Source organism: Kitasatospora sp. NPDC088346 (genome assembly GCF_044740765.1).
Taxonomy (GTDB): domain Bacteria; phylum Actinomycetota; class Actinomycetes; order Streptomycetales; family Streptomycetaceae; genus Kitasatospora.
Window position 1 is genome coordinate 79,822 of sequence record NZ_JBIURH010000018.1, and the last position, 16,640, is coordinate 96,461.

General features: G+C 72.5%; 16 protein-coding genes. 2 read left to right on the plus strand and 14 right to left on the minus strand.

Annotated elements, in window-relative coordinates; all coding sequences use genetic code 11:
• Positions 1-246 precede the first annotated feature (246 nt).
• From ACIOFR_RS23065 to ACIOFR_RS23130, 14 genes are all read right to left on the minus strand, one after another.
• Entirely contained in the window at positions 247-912 is a 666-nt protein-coding gene (locus ACIOFR_RS23065) for an SRPBCC family protein (RefSeq protein WP_401000160.1), read from the minus strand.
• Positions 913-1,185: 273 nt separating this feature from the next.
• A complete protein-coding gene (locus tag ACIOFR_RS23070; protein WP_401000162.1) occupies positions 1,186-2,151 on the minus strand; it encodes a terpene synthase family protein in 966 nt (321 codons plus the stop codon).
• A complete protein-coding gene (locus ACIOFR_RS23075) occupies positions 2,148-3,509 on the minus strand; it encodes a cytochrome P450 (RefSeq protein WP_401000164.1) in 1,362 nt (453 codons plus the stop codon). Before ACIOFR_RS23075 ends, ACIOFR_RS23070 begins: the two co-directional genes overlap by 4 nt.
• Positions 3,506-5,206 (minus strand): prenyltransferase/squalene oxidase repeat-containing protein, encoded by a 1,701-nt coding sequence (locus tag ACIOFR_RS23080; protein WP_401000166.1) that lies wholly within the window; start codon positions 5,204-5,206, stop codon positions 3,506-3,508. Before ACIOFR_RS23080 ends, ACIOFR_RS23075 begins: the two co-directional genes overlap by 4 nt.
• The gene (locus ACIOFR_RS23085; protein ID WP_401000168.1) at positions 5,203-6,321 is read right to left on the minus strand and encodes a polyprenyl synthetase family protein; all 1,119 of its coding nucleotides are present in this window, start codon (positions 6,319-6,321) and stop codon (positions 5,203-5,205) included. The genes ACIOFR_RS23080 and ACIOFR_RS23085 overlap by 4 nt, the downstream gene beginning before the upstream one ends.
• A gap of 162 nt (positions 6,322-6,483) precedes the next feature.
• Positions 6,484-7,758, minus strand: coding sequence for a cytochrome P450 (locus tag ACIOFR_RS23090; RefSeq protein ID WP_401000170.1), 1,275 nt, complete (start codon positions 7,756-7,758; stop codon positions 6,484-6,486).
• Complete coding sequence (locus tag ACIOFR_RS23095) at positions 7,755-8,375, minus strand: GTP-binding protein (protein ID WP_401000172.1); 621 nt, start codon at positions 8,373-8,375, stop codon at positions 7,755-7,757. The genes ACIOFR_RS23090 and ACIOFR_RS23095 overlap by 4 nt, the downstream gene beginning before the upstream one ends.
• Positions 8,347-8,730 (minus strand): DUF742 domain-containing protein, encoded by a 384-nt coding sequence (locus tag ACIOFR_RS23100; protein ID WP_401000174.1) that lies wholly within the window; start codon positions 8,728-8,730, stop codon positions 8,347-8,349. The genes ACIOFR_RS23095 and ACIOFR_RS23100 overlap by 29 nt, the downstream gene beginning before the upstream one ends.
• Positions 8,727-9,140, minus strand: a complete 414-nt coding sequence (locus tag ACIOFR_RS23105; protein WP_401000176.1) for a roadblock/LC7 domain-containing protein — start codon at positions 9,138-9,140, stop codon at positions 8,727-8,729. Before ACIOFR_RS23105 ends, ACIOFR_RS23100 begins: the two co-directional genes overlap by 4 nt.
• A gap of 20 nt (positions 9,141-9,160) precedes the next feature.
• A complete protein-coding gene (locus ACIOFR_RS23110) occupies positions 9,161-10,531 on the minus strand; it encodes an ATP-binding protein (RefSeq protein ID WP_401000178.1) in 1,371 nt (456 codons plus the stop codon).
• Between the two features lie 511 nt (positions 10,532-11,042).
• On the minus strand, positions 11,043-12,386 hold the full coding sequence (locus ACIOFR_RS23115; protein ID WP_401000180.1) for a hypothetical protein: 1,344 nt from the start codon (positions 12,384-12,386) through the stop codon (positions 11,043-11,045).
• 206 nt (positions 12,387-12,592) lie between these two features.
• Positions 12,593-13,024 carry a hypothetical protein gene (locus ACIOFR_RS23120; protein ID WP_401000182.1) on the minus strand — a complete coding sequence of 144 codons (432 nt, stop codon included), beginning with the start codon at positions 13,022-13,024 and terminating at the stop codon, positions 12,593-12,595.
• A complete protein-coding gene (locus ACIOFR_RS23125; RefSeq protein ID WP_401000184.1) occupies positions 13,021-13,455 on the minus strand; it encodes a MarR family winged helix-turn-helix transcriptional regulator in 435 nt (144 codons plus the stop codon). The genes ACIOFR_RS23120 and ACIOFR_RS23125 overlap by 4 nt, the downstream gene beginning before the upstream one ends.
• A 157-nt stretch (positions 13,456-13,612) precedes the next feature.
• The gene (locus ACIOFR_RS23130) at positions 13,613-14,452 is read right to left on the minus strand and encodes an SDR family oxidoreductase (protein WP_401000280.1); all 840 of its coding nucleotides are present in this window, start codon (positions 14,450-14,452) and stop codon (positions 13,613-13,615) included.
• Between the two features lie 94 nt (positions 14,453-14,546).
• On the opposite strand from ACIOFR_RS23130, the gene ACIOFR_RS23135 reads away from it, so the two are divergent.
• Positions 14,547-14,918: a winged helix-turn-helix transcriptional regulator gene (locus ACIOFR_RS23135; protein ID WP_401000186.1), complete on the plus strand. Its 372-nt coding sequence runs from the start codon at positions 14,547-14,549 to the stop codon at positions 14,916-14,918.
• 202 nt (positions 14,919-15,120) lie between these two features.
• The gene (locus ACIOFR_RS23140; protein ID WP_401000188.1) at positions 15,121-15,660 is read left to right on the plus strand and encodes an RICIN domain-containing protein; all 540 of its coding nucleotides are present in this window, start codon (positions 15,121-15,123) and stop codon (positions 15,658-15,660) included.
• Positions 15,661-16,640: the final 980 nt, after the last annotated feature.

Here is a 16,640-nt window from a genome sequence, read left to right on the forward strand (position 1 = left end):
TGCACGGCACGTGCACGGCACGCGCACGGCACGCGCTCGGCACGCGCACGGCACGCGCTCGGCAGGCGGCGAGGTACTCCTCGGTGACGCGGGCGAGCTGCCGGGTGACGGCCATGGCGGACGGTATCCCGGTGGCGGACGGTGCCCCGTCGGCGTCCGGTCCTCTGTCGGGCGTCCGCGCGCCACAGGACCGGTGTCACCCCCGGACGGCGGGGGTGGGCCCCGGGGTCACCGGGGGACGGTCCGTCAGGGCAGCTTCGCTTCCCCGGTGGACCGGGCGGCCTCCGGTGTGCCTGACGTGTCGTCGGCCCGCTGCTCTGCGGTGGTCTTCAGGGCGTGCAGCCAGGACTCCAGGCCCTCGCGGAGGATCGCCGTCGCGGTGGGGACGTCGGCGTCCACCTGGGGACCGGTGTGGGTCTCCTCGGTGCTCACCAGGACGCCCCCGGGAATCCTGGCGAAGTTCCAGACGTGCACGCCGTCGATGTGCAGCCCGGTGCCGTCCGCGGGGCCGGTCCAGCGGATGCAGGAGCCGTGCGCGATCTGCCGGACGGTCGAGGTGATCACCAGGGTGGAGGCCGGGAGGCCGGCCGCGGGCGGGACGGGGGTGGTCCAGCGGAACGCCGAACCCGCGTGCAGTGGGCCGTGGTCGAGGCGCACCGCCGTGGTCACCGGTCGCTGCCAGGAGGGCCAGCCGGACACGTCGGCCTGGAGGTCCCAGACGGTGCGCAGCGGCGCGTGGATCACGATCGCGGCGCGGTGGCGGACCTTGGCGTCGGGATCCACGCCCTGGCCCCGGCAGGTGAGCGAGGCGCCGGGGTGGGGGGCGGTGGTCGCGCCGGAGGGGGCTGCGCCGGCGCCGAGCAGGGCGGCGGCGAGCGGGAGGGCGAGCAGGGCGGTGCGTAGTCCGGGCATGGTGGTCCCTTGGTCGACTGGGCAGCGCATGGAGACGGTTGAGCGCGCGTCAGTCCCCATAGGGGTGGCGACATGCTCAAGCTCTCACTAGAGGCTATAACTGCTCTTGGCGGCCAGTCAACGAACGCACGCTATAGGTTCTCACTAAAGCTAGATCCTGTAGCGACACGGGATCGGCGACACGCGGCCCGCGGCCCGGCCGCAGGAGGGGCGTCGGCGCACGGCGGCGGCGAGCCGCCGTCGCCCCCGCGCGACGGACGGCCTGCCGCACCGTCAGGCCTTCCTGTAGCGGACGTGGTCGATGTGCCAGACGTAGGAGTGGGCGATGGATTCCAGGGCCGCGGCGTGCTGCGCGAGCGGCGCCGAGCCGCCGGTCGCGAGTTCGCCGATCCCGTGCCGGGCGGCCGCGGCGCGCTCCTCCCCCAGGCGGGCGACCACCGCGGCCGCGGTGGGGACGTCGCAGTTCCGCTCCCTCGCGATCAACGTGATGAGGTTCAGCGAGTGCGGGACGCCCTTGGCGGATTCCCTCGCGTAGGAGCCGAGGTCGTTCAGCACGCCGGCGAGGTCGGCGACGGCCGACTCCGGCTGCCGCACGGCCTCGGATCGTCGTGCCTCTTCGGGCAGTTCGTACCGCAGGACGACCTCGGCGACGGCCACCAGGGTCCGCGCGAACACGGTGTGGGGGCGGATCGCACGGTAGTCGTGCGACGTCACGTGCTCGGGTTCGGCCAGGTGGTGCGCCTCCCAGAGGCTCCCGAGGAGGATGTCCCTGAGGCAGCCGGTGACCCTCAGGTACTGGGCGGTCGTGGCCCGGGTGCGCAGCCTCACCAGGAGGTCCCGGAGCGCTTCGTCGAAGGGGCCGGCGTCGCGGGACGGCTCGCCGTCGGCCAGGAGGTGCACGCAGTCCCAGATCCGGCGCACCAGTCGGGCCGGGTCGCTCGCCGCCGCCGCTTCACCGTGGGTGTCGTCGAAGGCGGTGAGCCACAGGAAGAGGTCGGCGCACAGGTGGAGGCCGTCGGGTTCGGCCGTGGGAAAGGTCCGGGCGACCCCGTGCGCCACGATGTCGCACAGGGGGCCCAGGGCCTCGGGCGGGCCGAGGAGCGGGAACCGGCGGAGCCACTGCCCCAGGTGCGCCTCGATGCCGCCGGCGTGCGGGCTGGCCGGGAAGGGGCCCGGGAAGCTGCCGGAGAGGTCGGGCAGCGGCAGGGCGGCGAGGCCCGTGAGGTCGGTGGTGCTCACGCTGCCTCCCGTGCCGCCGCGTGCCCGCGGGCCTCGGCGGTCATGTGGAGCGAGGAGGGGTGGACGGTGATGGCGGGTACGGGCCGCACGGTGCTGCCGGGTACGGGCCGCAGCGTCCAGCGGGAGGCGATGAGGGCGGTCAGGACCGTCGCCTCGGCCCAGGTGAAGCCGTCGCCGATGCACATGCGCTTTCCGGCGCCGAAGGGGATGTACGCGCCCCGCGGAGGCTGCGGCCGCTCGGGGAGCCAGCGGTCCGGGTCGAACCGCTGGGGGTCGTCGTACAGCTCCGGGTCCCGGTGGAGCGCGTACGGGCTCCAGATCAGGTCGGCTCCGGCGGGCAGGTGTGCGGTGCCGAGCCGCACCGGGACGGTGGCCTGGCGGGTCACGATCCAGGCGGGGTTGTGCAGGCGCAGCGTCTCGGTGACGAGTCGGCGTGTGTGGCCGAGCCGGGGAAGGTGCTCGGCGGTGAGCGGGCCGCCGGCCAGTACGGTGTCGACCTCCCGGTGCAGCCGTTGCTCCAGGTCGGGGTTGCGGCCCAGCTCGTGGAAGAGCCAGGCCATGGTGACCGCGGTGGTTTCGGAGCCCGCGGCCAGCAGGGCGGTGATCTCGGAGAGGATCTCCTCGTCGTCCAGGGGTCGGCCGTCCTCGTCGCGGGCGTCGAGGAGCAGGGAGACGATGTCGTCCTGGGTGCCGGGGGTCTCCCGGCGGGCGGTGACGATGTCGCTGACCGTCCGGCGCAGCAGGCTGTTCGCGGCCCGGAGCCTGCGGTTGCCCGGGAGCGGCATCCACTCCGGTGCGGAGACGGGCACGACGGCGCGCCGGATGGCGGCCTGGAAGACGGTGTCGACGCCCTTCATGATCGCTTGCGCCGGGTCGCGGTCGGGGTGGGAGGAGAACAGCACCGACATGACGATGCCCTGGGTCATGAGCTGCATCTCGTTGAGCACGTCGAGTCGGGCCCCGGGCCGCCAGGTCCGGAGTGCGCTCTGCGCGGTGGTGATCATCGTGTCGATGTAGGAGTTGATGCGTTCGCGGTGGAAGGCGGGCTGCATGAGGCGGCGGCGTTGCAGGTGCTGCTGTCCTTCGGCGATCGGCAGCGGTGATCCGCCGAACAGCCGGAGCTTGTCGAAGAGCCGGCCCTTGCTGAAGTTCGCGGACTGGGCGGTGAGCATCTCCCAGATGAGTTCCGGCGAGTTGACGACGTACACCGGCCGCGGGCCGACCCTGATCCGTACCACGTCGCCGTGGCCGCGCAGCTGTTGCATGTACGCCAGCCGGTCGCGGAGCAGGGGCATCACGTGTCCGACGACGGGCAGGCGTCCCGGTGCGTCGGGCGGGGTCGTCGGGTCGGGGGTCACGGGAGGTACTCCGTTTCGTGGCGGGTCCGCAGCAGGGCGCGGGCGGCGAGGATCTCCGCCTGGATCATCGCTTCCGGTGCGTAGAGGGTCTTGTCGTGCCAGAGGGCGGGGTGCCGGTGGCCGGACGTGTGGGCCGTCTCGTGCAGAAAGGTTTCGGCGCGGTCCAGGGCGCGGACGGGCTGCAGCGGCGCCGCCCCGGACGCGTGGAGCAGGATCCTCACGGCGTAGGCGGTCTCCTCGGCGGTGCCGCCCCAGATGCCCCAGGACCCGTCCTCGCGCTGGGTGTCCAGCACCCATCCGGCGGCGGCCTGGAGCGCCCGGCGTGCTCGGGGGCCGCGCAGGGGGGACAGTGCGGTGACGCAGCGCTCGGTGGCGTAGTACGGGGAGGCGTGCCACTTGTCGGTCCAGTGGCCCTGCGGCTGCTGGTGCCCGACGAGCCAGTCGGCGACCCGGTGGACGACGGGTTCGTGCGTCCGCGCGGTCTCGGGGTGGTGGCGGAGGTAGGCCTGGAGGGCCTGGACGGCGTGTGCGTTGGCGCTGAGGGAACCGGTGTCCTCGCCGATGTAGCAGTCGTAGTGACGGCCGTTGTCGAAGACGGCGAGCGGCGCGGGGTCGCGGGGCCGGTCGACGAGGGCCGCGACGAGGACGGCCATGGCGGTGTCGTCGGCGTCCACCATCAGTCCGGGGGTGCCGCGGACTCCCTCGGGGTCGTAGAGGGTGTCGGCCCACGTGCGCAGGACGGGCAGGCCGGAGGGCGGCAGGACGGTGCGGGCGAGCGCGGCGGCGACCCAGAGCCGCTCGAAGACCGTGATCGGTGCGGCTTCCGGGAAGAGACCGCCGTAGCGCCGTGCCACGTCGGCGAGTTCGGCGGCCGCACGCTGGTGCTGCGGGGGGTGGGGGGTGGCGGCGAGCAGGGCCGCGGTGGCGGCCGGGGAGCTGCCGAGCAGCCCGTCCGCTGCGGGCAGGAGGGTGTTCGGGAGGTGGGCGGCGACGCCCTCGAAGGTGTGGTGGAGCTTGAGCGGGACGGCGCCGGCGGCTCGGCACCTGCCTGCGACCGCTTCGGGTACCGCGGCGTGGTAACCGCCGGGGACGACGATACGCGGGCCGCGGTGCCAGGGCCCGAGGTGCGGAAGGTCGGCGGTCCGCGGCTGGTCGAGGCGCCGGTTGACGGCGGCGACCAGGTCGGGGACGAGGATCTCGGCGGCCGCGGTGTCCGGCCACGGCCCGGCCGTCGGCAGGCCGCCGAGCGCGGCGAGCCCGCCAGCAGCCGCCGCGGCGAGCCGGTCGACCGTACCGCCGGCGAGACGGTCCGCGGCACCGCCCGCCCCGGGTTCCCGTTCCAGCACCGCGAGGAGGGCCTCGACGGCGCTCAGCGTCGGCAGGAGCCGGTAGGGCGCGGGTCCCTCGCCCCAACTGCCGTCGCGGGCCTGCTCGCGGAGCAGGTACTCGACCCGGGTCCGTCCGCCGGGCAGCCACGGCGCCTTGGACAGCACGCGGGCCGTCTCGTACAGGGACGGGCGGACACTGCCCCAGGGGTCGGCGTCCACGCCGCTGATCAGCTCCGCCGCCGCGCGGGTCAGCCCGGTCGCCGCGGGGGTCGGCTCCGTCGCCGCGCCGGTGCCGCCGTCGACCGGCCGCTGCTCGACGGGGGCCGTCGCCAGGGAGGTGCCGGCCGCGCGGTGCTGGTCGTCGTTCATGCGAGCCTCGCTGTTGCGGATCCGGCGATGTCGCGCAGCGCCGTGGCGGCGGCGGCCGGGATGGGGGCACGGTCAAGGGCCGTCAGGGCTTCGCCCAGCCGGGTTCGGATCATCTCTTCCACGGTCTGGCGGGCTCCGGTGGTCTCCAGGACGGCCCGGACCACGGCGGCGTCCCGCTCGTCGAGGCTTCGTCTGGCGAACCGTGCGCGCAGCGACCGCATCTCGTGGTGGGAGGCCCGCTGGGCCGCGAGGGCCATGAGCACGGTGGCCTTGCCCGCGCGCAGGTCGTCCAGCACCGGCTTTCCGGTCTCCCGGGGATCGCCGAAGACGCCGAGGAGGTCGTCGCGGAGCTGGAAGGCCTCGCCGAGCGGCAGGGCGAACGCGCTCAGGGCCGCGAGGACGGCCGGGTCGGCGCCGGCCAGTGCCGCGCCGATGTGCAGCGGGCGTTCGACGGTGTACTTGGCGGTCTTGTACCGGATGACCCGGACCGCGGTGTCGACGTCGTCGGACAGCCGGCCGGTGGTCCGCAGGTCCAGGTACTGGCCGTAGAGCACCTCGCTGCGCATCTCGTCCAGGAGCGGCAGGACCTGCTCGGGGCCGCGGGTCGTCGGGCCGGTCGCGCGCAGGAGTTCGTCGGACCAGATCAGCGCGAGGTCCCCGAGGAGGACGGCGGCGCCCAGGCCGTGTTCCTCGGCGCGGTCGGCCGGGCCGCCGTCGGCGGTGTAGGCGCGGGCCAGCGCGCGGTGGGCGGACGGCCGGCCGCGGCGGGTGTCGCTGGCGTCCATCACGTCGTCGTGGATGAGGGCGAACGCCTGGAAGAGTTCGAGGCCGGCCGCGGCCCGGACCGCCGGGGCGTGGTCGTCCCCCCCGCCGGCGGCGTACCAGCCGCAGACGCACAGCAGCGGGCGGAGGCGCTTTCCCCCCGTCAGGAAGGTTCGGAGCTGGGCTATGAGGGGCGGGAGTTCCGGCCCGGGCGCGGACTGTTCCTTGGCTTCCAGGAAAGCGGTCAGCGCCGCGTCGACATCCCGCCGCACGGCCGGGAAGTCCGGTGCGGCGGGATGGGGTTCGACGTCGGGTGCGGGTAGTTCAGGTCTCTTGTGGTCAAGAACGGTCACGAAGTGTTCCTTATGGCAAGCAGATGTGGCCACAGACACACATCCCCAGGTGTTTCAGCTGTCACGCCCTGGTGCTGGTGTGGCGGAGAACACCTCGTCAACGTGCTTGGATCCGTGGACAATGCCGTGACCGGATGGTGCGCGTGCGTGCTGTCCCCGCCGCTACGCCGGCACGGGACCCGCGGCGGCCGCGGCCGACCCGGACGACGGCTGCCGGAGCGCCGCTCCCCCGGCGTCGAGGGTGAGCGGGGTGAAGCGGACGGGCAGGGCCGTCAGGCTCCGGTAGATCGGGCCGCCGCGGTAGGTCAGTTCGCCCGCGGACACGGCGAGTTTGATGTCGGGCAGGTACGAGGTGAGCCGTTCGATCGCCGCGGTGGCGACGAGGACGGCCGTGGAGCGGGCCGGGCAGGCGTGCGGGCCGGCCGCGAAGGCGAGGTGGGCCTTGTTGCCGGAACGGTGGCCCTCCTTCGGCGGGTTGGCGTGTGGGCAGGAGTTGGCGGCCGCGTAGGAGACCATCACGGGCGAGCCGGCCGTGATGACCGTGCCGTAGAACTCGACGTCGTACCGGGGGAAGTGCAGGCTGTAGTTGGCCAGCGGGGAGTCGTTCCAGAGGGCCTCCTCGATCGCGTGCTGGATCGGCAGGCTCCCGGTGGTGAGGGTGCCGAAGTAGCGGTCGTCCGAGAGCATCCGGGCGAGCGTGCTGGCGATGAGGTTGGTCAGCGGCTCGTTGCCCGCACCGAGGACGATGATGACCTGCTGGAGGACGTCCTGCGGGCTCAGCCCGTTCGGGTGGTCGATGAACCACGAGGTCAGGTCGTGTCCGCGCTGCTGTGCCTTGGTGGCGTACAGGCTGGTCAGGTACTCGTTCAGCGACTGCGCGCCCTGGCCCATCTGTTCGGGATCGGAGCTCACCATCGCGGTGAGGGCCGCCAGGAGCCGGGAGGCGTACTCGTCGGGCATGCCGAACAGCGCGTTGAAGACCATCAGGGGGATCTGCTGCGCGTACTGGGCGACCAGGTCGGCCCGCCCCTCCCCCGCGAACCGCTGGAGGAGCGTGTCGGCGTAGCGGAAGGTCAGGTCGCGGACGTCGTGCGGGTCCAGCAGGCTGAAGCTGTCCGTGATGACGCTGCGCAGGTGGGCGTGCTGGGCGCCGTCGGCGAAGAACAGGCTGGGGCGCCACTGCACGTGCGGCATGAGCGGGCTGTCCGGCGGGACCTGGTCCATCCACGGGCGGGTGTCCTTGGACCAGGTGTCCGTGTCGTGGAAGAGGTCGAGTGCGGCCCGGTAGTCGGTGACCAGGTGGACGACGACGCCCGGCGAGATCTCCGCGAGGCCGACCGGCCCCTGCAGGCGCAGCAGTTCGTAGCTGCGCGCGGGGTCGGCGTCGTGCTCGGGCCCGTGGATGCGCACCGGGGCGGCGGGAGGAGTGACGGTCACGAGGGTTCGTCTCCGGCTCGGGCTATCAGGTGGGCGGTCAGGACGATGAGTGCGTCCAGGGTGGAGTTCTTCTCCCGGACGTCGCAGGTCACCAGCGGGGTCCGCTCGTCCAGGTCGAGCTTGGAACGCAGGGTTTCGAGGGAGTACCCGGGTGAGGTCGGGAACGTGTTCACGGCGACCGCGTAGTCCAGGCCGCGTTCCTCGACCAGGTCCATGACCTCGAACGACTGGTCCAGGCGGCGCGTGTCGGCCAGGACCAGGGCCCCGATCGCGCCGTCGGCGATGTCCTCCCACAGCGGCAGGAAGCGGCGCTGCCCGGGGGTGCCGTACAGGTACAGGACCACCTTGGCCTGCGGCACGGTCAGCCGGCCGAAGTCGATGGCGACCGTGGTGGTGGTCTTGCCGCGCAGACCGTCGAGGGTGAGGTCGTCCGCCGATGCGGCGGCGTCGGTCATCACCTCGTCGGTGTGCAGCGTCGGGATCTCGGACAGCGTCCTGATCGCGGTGGTCTTGCCGATGCCGAGGGGCCCCGCCACGAGGATCTTCAGCCGCTGCTGGTCACCCTCCGGCAGATAGACCGGACTCGGGCTAGTGCGTTCTGAGCGCGCGGAGTCCATTCAGCACCTCTTCCAGGAGTTCTTTGGACGGACGGTTGGCGTGCGCATCGGGGAGCAGGGCGTCCGGGGCCGGCACGCGGACCTGCACGTGGCCGCCGTCGATGAGCTGGGAGAGCAGGACCTTGCACACGCCGGTCTGCAGACGGAGGTAGGCGGCCGTCTCACTGATGGTCAGGGCACCGCCCGTGAGCAGCGAGATCATCCGCTGCTGCACGGGGGTGTGGTGGGGTGCGGCCGGGAGCCCCGTGGCGGCCACGGCCATGAGCGACTGGAGGGAGTTGCGGCTCGGGGTGCCGACACCCCTGGTCGCCAGGTAGCTGGGGATCATCCGCCGCCGCTGCGGGGCGCGGCTCATGACGGGCTCTGTGTGCGGGCCGGGACCGACATGAGTTGTTCGCCGAGCTTCTTGGCCTGCCGGGCCATGATGTGTGCGACCGTGCCCATCGGCATGTCGAGGCCTCCTGCGACGGCGATGAAGGTGTTGGTGCGGGCACCGGCCGGCATGATCATGTACGTGCCGTGGGTGTTCTGCACGGTGATGGTCGTGACGGGAGTGCCGTCCGAGGCCTCCAGCGCGGCGTTGGCCGCGGCGCGGGCCGCGCCGTGAAGAGCAGCCGTCATGGCGGAGATTCCTTCCGCGGTCTCGCGGAGGAGCCCTTCCGTCGCACCGATGACCATGCCGTCGCTCGACAGGACCAGGGCGTGCTTGACCTCGTTGCTGACTTCGGTGATGGGATTCAGGACCCACGACGGGTCCTCGATCACGGGGCGCGAGGCGGAGAGGGTCACGGTGCTTCCTTCGAGTCGGTGGGGGCGAGACCAGCGGCGATTCCCTCCTGGAACTGGCTCCAGGTGTCACGAGCCTTCTCTGGGTTCAACTCCCGGGGCTCGATGACGGGCACATCACTGCGGGTGGGCTCCGGACGGGCACGGCGGCGGCGCTGCGGCAGGCCGCTGCCGTCGTCCGGAGCTTCTTCGTTCGGGGCGGCGGCGGCCGGAGGCGGCGTGGGCCACCGGGGCGCCGCGGGCGGAGCGGCGGGCAGCGGAGCCATCGCCGAGATCGGTTCGGCTTCCTCGTCGATCGTGGTCAGCAGGTGCGGAGGGATGGTGAGGACGGCACGGACCCCGCCGTACGGGGAGACCTGGCCGATCGACACCTGGAAGCCGTGGTCGGCGACGAGCCGGCCGATCGCGGCGAACCCGAGGGCCGGCGGATCACCCAGCTCGGTGAGGAAGGTGTCCTGCCGGTCCTCACCCGACACCAGGAGGACACCGCGGCGGACGGCCTCCGCGCTCATGCCGGTGCCCGCGTCGTCGATGGTGACGCAGACGCTGCCGGAGCCGGTCTGGATGACGCTGGCCTCCACCGCGAGGTCGTCACGGGAGTGTTCCAGCGCATTGGCCATGAGCTCGGTGAGGGCCACGGCGACGGGCTCCGCGGCGCGGCCGACGACCGCGAGGCCCGAATCCAGCAGCCGGGAACTGATCTTGATGCGTTCGTAGCCGTGCAGCCGGGACGAGGCCCCGCTGACGATCTCGACCGCGTAGGTGTCCGGACGCACGTGCCCCGGCCAGGCCCCGCAGACGATCGCGGCCTTCTGGACCAGCCGGATGGCCTGCTCGTTGAGGTGGTCGACCTTGAACAGACCGTCGAGCAGACGCGGGTCGTCGAACTCGCTCTGCAGGCTCTCGACCTGCGACTGCAGCCGGTGCGACAGGGCCTGGATGTCCTGGCACGCACCACGCAGCGCCGCGCGGGCGGAGGCGTCGATGCGTCGGCGCTCCTTGGCCACGGTGTCCGCGTAGTGGCCGAGAACGGCTTCGTACAGAGCGGCGTACTCGGTGCCGGCCAGGGCCTCGTGCTTCAGGCCGGGGACCGGGTGATGCGAACTCACCAGGTGCAGGGCCAGGCCGGGGAGGCGGTCGGCGACGAGATGCTGGAACTCGTCGCCGAGCTGCTGGAGTCGGCCGCCGAGCTGGTTGAGTTGCTCGCGGGACTCCTGCCCGCTCCTGTCGGCGGCGTTCAGGGCCGCGGACTGCGCGGCATTCTGCGCGACGAGGGTGCGACGCGAACGCGCGAGCAGCGCCGTGGCTACGGCACCGGCAGCGGTCGTGGCGCCGAGCACCACTGCGGCGGTCTCGGGAATCGAGGTCAACGGACGGGTCCTCGGGGTCGAGCCGACTCCGGGGGAGACATTGAGGAGCCACTCGTTCGCGGCGAACGAGCACCCGACCTCCGGAGCACCGGCGGATTACGGACGTACAAATGATCGATCGAGCAGCAAGCGTGACAGGGACAGCATATTGCCATGTCCATGCCATGCACGACCGACCGGCGGACGTGCACCACGCCGTTCAGCTCACCGCCGGACTCCCGTGCCACGATGCGACGGCGCTCCGCACGGGACGTCCGGCGTCCCTGCATGCGGCGGCCTGACAGTCGTGAGCATCATCCTGAACTCCGCGGGGTTCCGTCTGGGCCGCGGAGCCGCAACTAAATCCCGGCGCTCCGCTTCTGAGAGATCATTAGATCACATGATGTGTTAATTGCCTCTGCCTGCACCGCCTTTTGGACATCCGGGGCCACCGACGTAGAGCCGAAGAGGCAGGGTCACCGGAGACGTGGGGTGCACCGGCCCCCACACCCGGGCCGGCGCGCGCCGGGCGTCATGAACGGCGGAGCAGCCAGTGCGGGCCGACCGTCCATCCGAGCAGACGGCGCGAGGCACCCCCGTCCGCCGTGCCGTCGTCCTCGAACCGCCCGCCCGCGGCGGTCAGTACCAGCCCGGCCACGGCCGGAGCCAGCCGGGCCGGGTGGTCCCCCGCGAGCCGGTCGAGCACCGCCTCACGGGTCCGCGGTGCGCAGAGCGACAGGTGGAAGACCATCTGCCGCCAGGCGAAGGCCGCGTTCTTCACGGCGGCCAACGGATGCGGGAGTTGCTCGGCCCTCAGCACCAGCCGGCAGGCGGTGTCGAAGGCGCGCCGGGCGAGCGTGTCCCACCCGTCGACGGGGGTGACGCCGGCGACCCCAACCAGGGTGGCCAGGTTGTGGGTGGTGAGGATCTGGGCCTGTTCGATGACCGTGCCGTTGCCGGCCACCGACCAGTCGGCGGAGGCGCGGCCGGCCCGCTCCCGGCACAGGACGGAGAACCCGGACGCCGTACCGGAGCGCCGGCCGCGCACCGGGCGGTCCTGAGGTGCGGCGCGTACGGCCGCGTAGCGGAACAGGAGTTCCGCTCCGCGCTGGTGCCAGTCGGGGCCCGGGCCGTGCTCCGGCACCCGCCCGATTCCGGCGGTCTCCAGCCAGTGGGCGAGCAGCTCGTCGGAGAACGGCAGCCACACCGCCAGCGCCTCACGCTGGGTCTCCACCGACCGGTTCGGGCCGCGCCGTTCCAGGGTGGCGACGGTGTCCGCGACGGTCTGCCGGTGAACGGCGTCGGGGTCGGACGCCGGTCCGTCGCCGGTCTGCGGGGTGAATCGCAGCCGGGCCGCGAACGGTGCCAGCACGGCGGCCAGTTCGAGGGCCGCGCCCTGCTCGCCGGCCCGGACCAGCCACGCCACCGTGAGCAGCGCGGCCTCCTCGGGGACCGTCACCCGGTAGCGCCCGCTGTCCAGCAGTTCCCACAGCCGGGCCAGGCCGGCCTCGGTGAGCGAGTGGGCGAACAGCCCCGCCCGGTCCGCCGGGATGCCGGCCTCCCGGCAGGCTCGGGCCTCGTACGGCTGGAGCGGTCCCTCGGCGCAGGCCCGGCCGCTGGCGAAGCCGCCGCGCAGCACCTCCGGGGTGACCCACACGGGCAGGCCCGCCACCGGGGCCCTGGTCCCGATCCGCAGGCTGCCGTCCTTCATCCCGGCCAGCACCGCGCGCCACCGCTCCTGGCGGTTCTCCGCGCCCGATCGGGTCTCCGCGTCGGGATGGGAGAGCGCGGTGACGAACGCCCGGGCGAGCTGCCCGTGGGCGAAGTCGACGGAGACGGCGGTCGTCGGGCGCTGCTGCTCAGCGTTGTCGTCCATGGCCGACGTGGCGGGTCCTGCCCCCGCGCCCACCGGATCTGAAGTCCGGCGCTCTGGCTACTGAGCTACACGTCGCTGACCGCCACCCTAGGGAGGACCGCCGGGGCGGGCAACGAGGTTTCCGTCCGGCCGACGGGCAGGCGGTTGCGGTGACCGGACGGCCTCCGTACACCGCCGCCCCGCCGTCGGGGTCGATCGGTTCCGCCTCATCCGTCGGTGTGCCAGGGGAAGGGCGCGAGGTCGGGCTCGATCCAGCCGGTCCTGGCCGGATCGCCCGCCAGCGTCGCGGACCGGTAGAAGCGGGTCAGCAACTTCTTGTCGAGCAACGCGGGATGCGCGTCGGCGAAGACGTCGAAGTCGGCGGCGTCCGACCGGCCCGCGTGGTGGCCCACCAACTCGACCCAGGCACGGCTGACGGTGGCGTTGTACTTCTGGGGGGCGCCCGCGTAGCGGGCGGTGCGCCGGATCCCGTCGCTGATCAGGTCCACCGACGCGGCCGTCCCGTGGCGTCGGACGGCCAGCCAGGTCAGCCGGACGTGCTGGCGGTGCCCGAACCGCTCGGCGGTGGCCATCACCTCCTCCATGAGCTGCGTGAACGCCGAGGGCTCCTCGTTCGCGCCAGGGCCGGCCCCGGTCAAGATCCCTCCTTGGTCAGCGCGTCCAGCACGGCGTAGAAGCCGGCGATCGACTCGGCCGGCAGGCCGTCCAGGGCGCGGTGTTCGAGATCGGCCAGCGTCCGCCCGATCAGGTCGGCCGCCGCCCGGCCGGAACCGGTCAGCTCGATGAGTACCGAGCGACGGTCGCCGGCCCGCACGCCGCGGGTGATGTGACCGCGTCGCTCCAACCGGTCGAGCACGCCGGTCAGGGTCGTGGGGCGAGTGCCGACGGCGGCGCCCAGCTGGGAGACGGTGCGGCCCCGGCCGTCGGCGAGATTGGCCAGTGCGTTGATCTCGGACGCGGTCAGGTCCAGATCGACGAGTTCGGTGGCGATCAGGTGCAGGGTGGCGTGGGTCGCGCGTTGCAGGGCCAGCAGCGCCGAACGCTCGGATGGAACGGATTCGTACTTCACGGTTTCGGATAATACGAAATCGGATCATCTGAGGCAAGGGGACGTCTCGCCCTCGGGCCCAGCGGGGCGCACGGAACCGGCGGCGGCCGGCGTCACCGACCGGCGTCACCGACCAGCGTCACCGACCGGCCGCGCTGACCGACCGAGCCGACCGGTCTCAGCGGAACGCGGCGACGTTGCGGGCGGCCCAGTCGGCGAAGGGGCGCGGGGCCCGGCCGAGGACCCGCTGGACGTCCGGGCTGACGCGCAGTTCGGCCGGACTCGGGGAACCGAGGATGTCCAGGGTGTCCGCGGCGAGCTCTTCCGGCATGGTCCGGGCCATGGCGGCCGCGGCCTCCTCGCGGGTCAGCTCGTGGAACCTCACCGGCGAGCCCAGCGCCGCGGCGATGGCCTGCGCCTGCCCTCGCGGAGTGATCACCTCCGGCCCCGTGAGCTCGTACACGCCGCCGGTGTGCCGGTCGTCCAGCAGGCAGGCCGCCGCGACCTCGGCGATGTCGGCCGGGTCGACGATCGGCACCCCGACGTCGCCGAAGGGCGCGGCGACGACCTGTCGCGTGCGGACGGAATCGGCCCACCACAGGGCGTTGGAGGCGAAGCCGCCCGGACGCAGGACGGCCCATTCGAGGCCGGAGGCCCGCAACGCGTCCTCCACCGCGCGCATCGCGATCCGCGTCGCGCCGAAGGGCCTGGTCGCCACGCCCTGCGTGGAGAGCAGGACGACCCGGCGGACGCCACCGGCCGCGGCCTGGGCGATGAGATCGGCCGGGCCGGCCCCGGCGGCGTGCAGGTCGCCGGAGAGCAGCAGGAACAGCGCCTGCGCCCCGGCCAGCGCGGGCTGGAGGCCGGCCGGCTCGGCCAGGTCGGCGGCCACATGGCGGACCCCCTCCGGCACCACCGCCGCACGTCGCGACACGGCCGTCACCTGCCGGCCCGCCTCCGCCAGTGCCCGCGTCAACGGCCGGCCGATGTTCCCGGTAGCCCCGGTCACCACGATCATGATCTGCTCCTTGCCCGATGTCTTCTGTGTGACCGTCACGCTAGGTCTGCGGACTCATTCTCGGTAAGGACAGACCTGGAGGTAAGCTCCTGACATGGTGGTAGGCGTGCAGCGCAGGCAGGTCGAGCAGGCAGAGCGGTATGACGTGTTTCACACCGACTGCCCCGCGCACGACGTGGTGGACCACGTGACCAGCAAGTGGGGCGTCTGGGTCCTGATCTCCCTGCGGAGCAACGACCTCCGGTTCCACGAGCTGCGCGGCAGCATCCAGGGCATCAGCGAGAAGATGCTCGCCCAGACCCTGCGCGGACTGGTCCAGGACGGCCTGGTCTGGCGACAGGTCGAACCGACCACACCGCCCCAGGTCACCTACGGTCTCACCGAGTTCGGCCGCGACGTCGGCGAGCCGCTGACGGATCTGCTCGACCGGATCACCCGGCGACGGCCGCCGCGCGACGCGGAATAGCGCGGTCGCGCCCGGCGCAGCCGACGGGGCGAGGCCTCAGGAGCCCCGGCGGAAACGGTGGCCCCATCCGCACGCGTGGACAGCCCGGGAGGCCGACCATTCTCGGCCGACTTCCGTCAGGGGCATGCAACCCGGCGTGCCAACTGCCGTGCCCGGGAAGGCTTGTGCGGTCCGTATACGGAAGTCGCCTGAGGAGAACTCCATGATCTCAAGGAAGTCCGTCGCCCTCCTGAGCGGTGCGCTGGTACTGCTGAGCGCACCGCTGACCGCCGGCCCCGCCGTCGCGGCCGGCACGAGCCCGGCCGCCTCCGGCCAGAACGCGGTCGCCGGCAACTGGCTGATCCACACCTTCAACGGCAAGTGTGTGGAGGTGGAGAACTCCCAGACCGGCAACGGCGCCACCGTCCAGCAGTGGGACTGCGTCGGCCAGGCCGGCTCCGGCTGGTACGGCGAATGGCACGGCAGCTACGAGTACGTGAAGAACTCCCACAGCGGGAAGTGTCTGGAGGTGGAGAACTCCCAGACCGGCAACGGCGCCCGCATCCAACAGTGGGACTGCCTGGGCCAGGAGGGCTCCAAGTGGTACCCGGTCGACGCGGGCAACGGCTACGTCAACCTCGTGAACTACCACAGCGGTAAGTGCCTGGAGGTGGAGAACTCCCAGACCGGCAACGGCGCCCGCATCCAACAGTGGGACTGCGTCGGGCAGGCCGGCTCCAAGCTGTACACCTCGGCCGCCTGAGCGGGGGCGGAGGTTTCCACCCGACCGTTTCGACCGGTCGGGTGGAAACCTCCGCCGGTTCCTCCCCCGTCGCCCGGGGACGACGCATCAGCCGCCGGTAGACGAACTGTTGCAGGGGCAGGCTCCACAACCGGTCCGGCTGTTCCCCGTCGAGCGGGGGTCGACCACAGCACACCAGCCGGACGGTGTTCGGTCGATCGCCGCCACGCCCGCCGTACCGGGCGTTCCACCGTCACCACGACGCGGGCGGCGCACGACCCCCGAACGAGATGCCGCCTGAACGGAGGAACCGATCCAGGTTCGCCATTGCTCGGCCGAGGTGCAACACTTTCGAGCCGCGCTTTCGACGTCGCGGTCGCTGCCCGGCTGTGCCGATGACGTCGGGATCCTGGATTTGCGTGCAACCCCCGATCTCCGTTTCGACGGATCACCCCGGGCGGACCCGGCACGGACCCGGAGGACGTCTTGATCCACCTCGCCGACCAGCTACCACTGCCGGAGAGCCCGGAGCCGCAACGGAGAACAGACCATGAGCACTGCGCCGTCCGACAAGGAACTCTGGGACGCGTTCGTCGAGGCCAGGCGGGAGTTGCAGCGACGCCAGGCCGACTTCCACAACGGTGCCCAGGACGGGACAGAGATCCTCCGGGCGGCCCTGTCCCCCGAGGCGGGCGTCTGGCAGCAGGGCGCCGCCCTCCACTTTCTGACGGCTTTCGCAGCCGACGGCGCCTCCGTCCTTCCGGAACTGGTGCGCTGGTCCACCCTCTCCGATCGGTGGGGCCGCGACGCCCCAGTTGCAGGCATGGCCGCTTCTGGAGGAGTTGGTCCAGGGCCCAGGCCAGCGACGACCTTGACGTCCGCGAGGTCGCCGAGCACTACATCGCGACCTACGGGCCCAGGTGGCTCGCCGAGACGGCAGTCGCCGATCCGAGGGCATGAGGCTTCGGTACCCCCGGCCGCGCTCGACCGCGGCTCCGGCC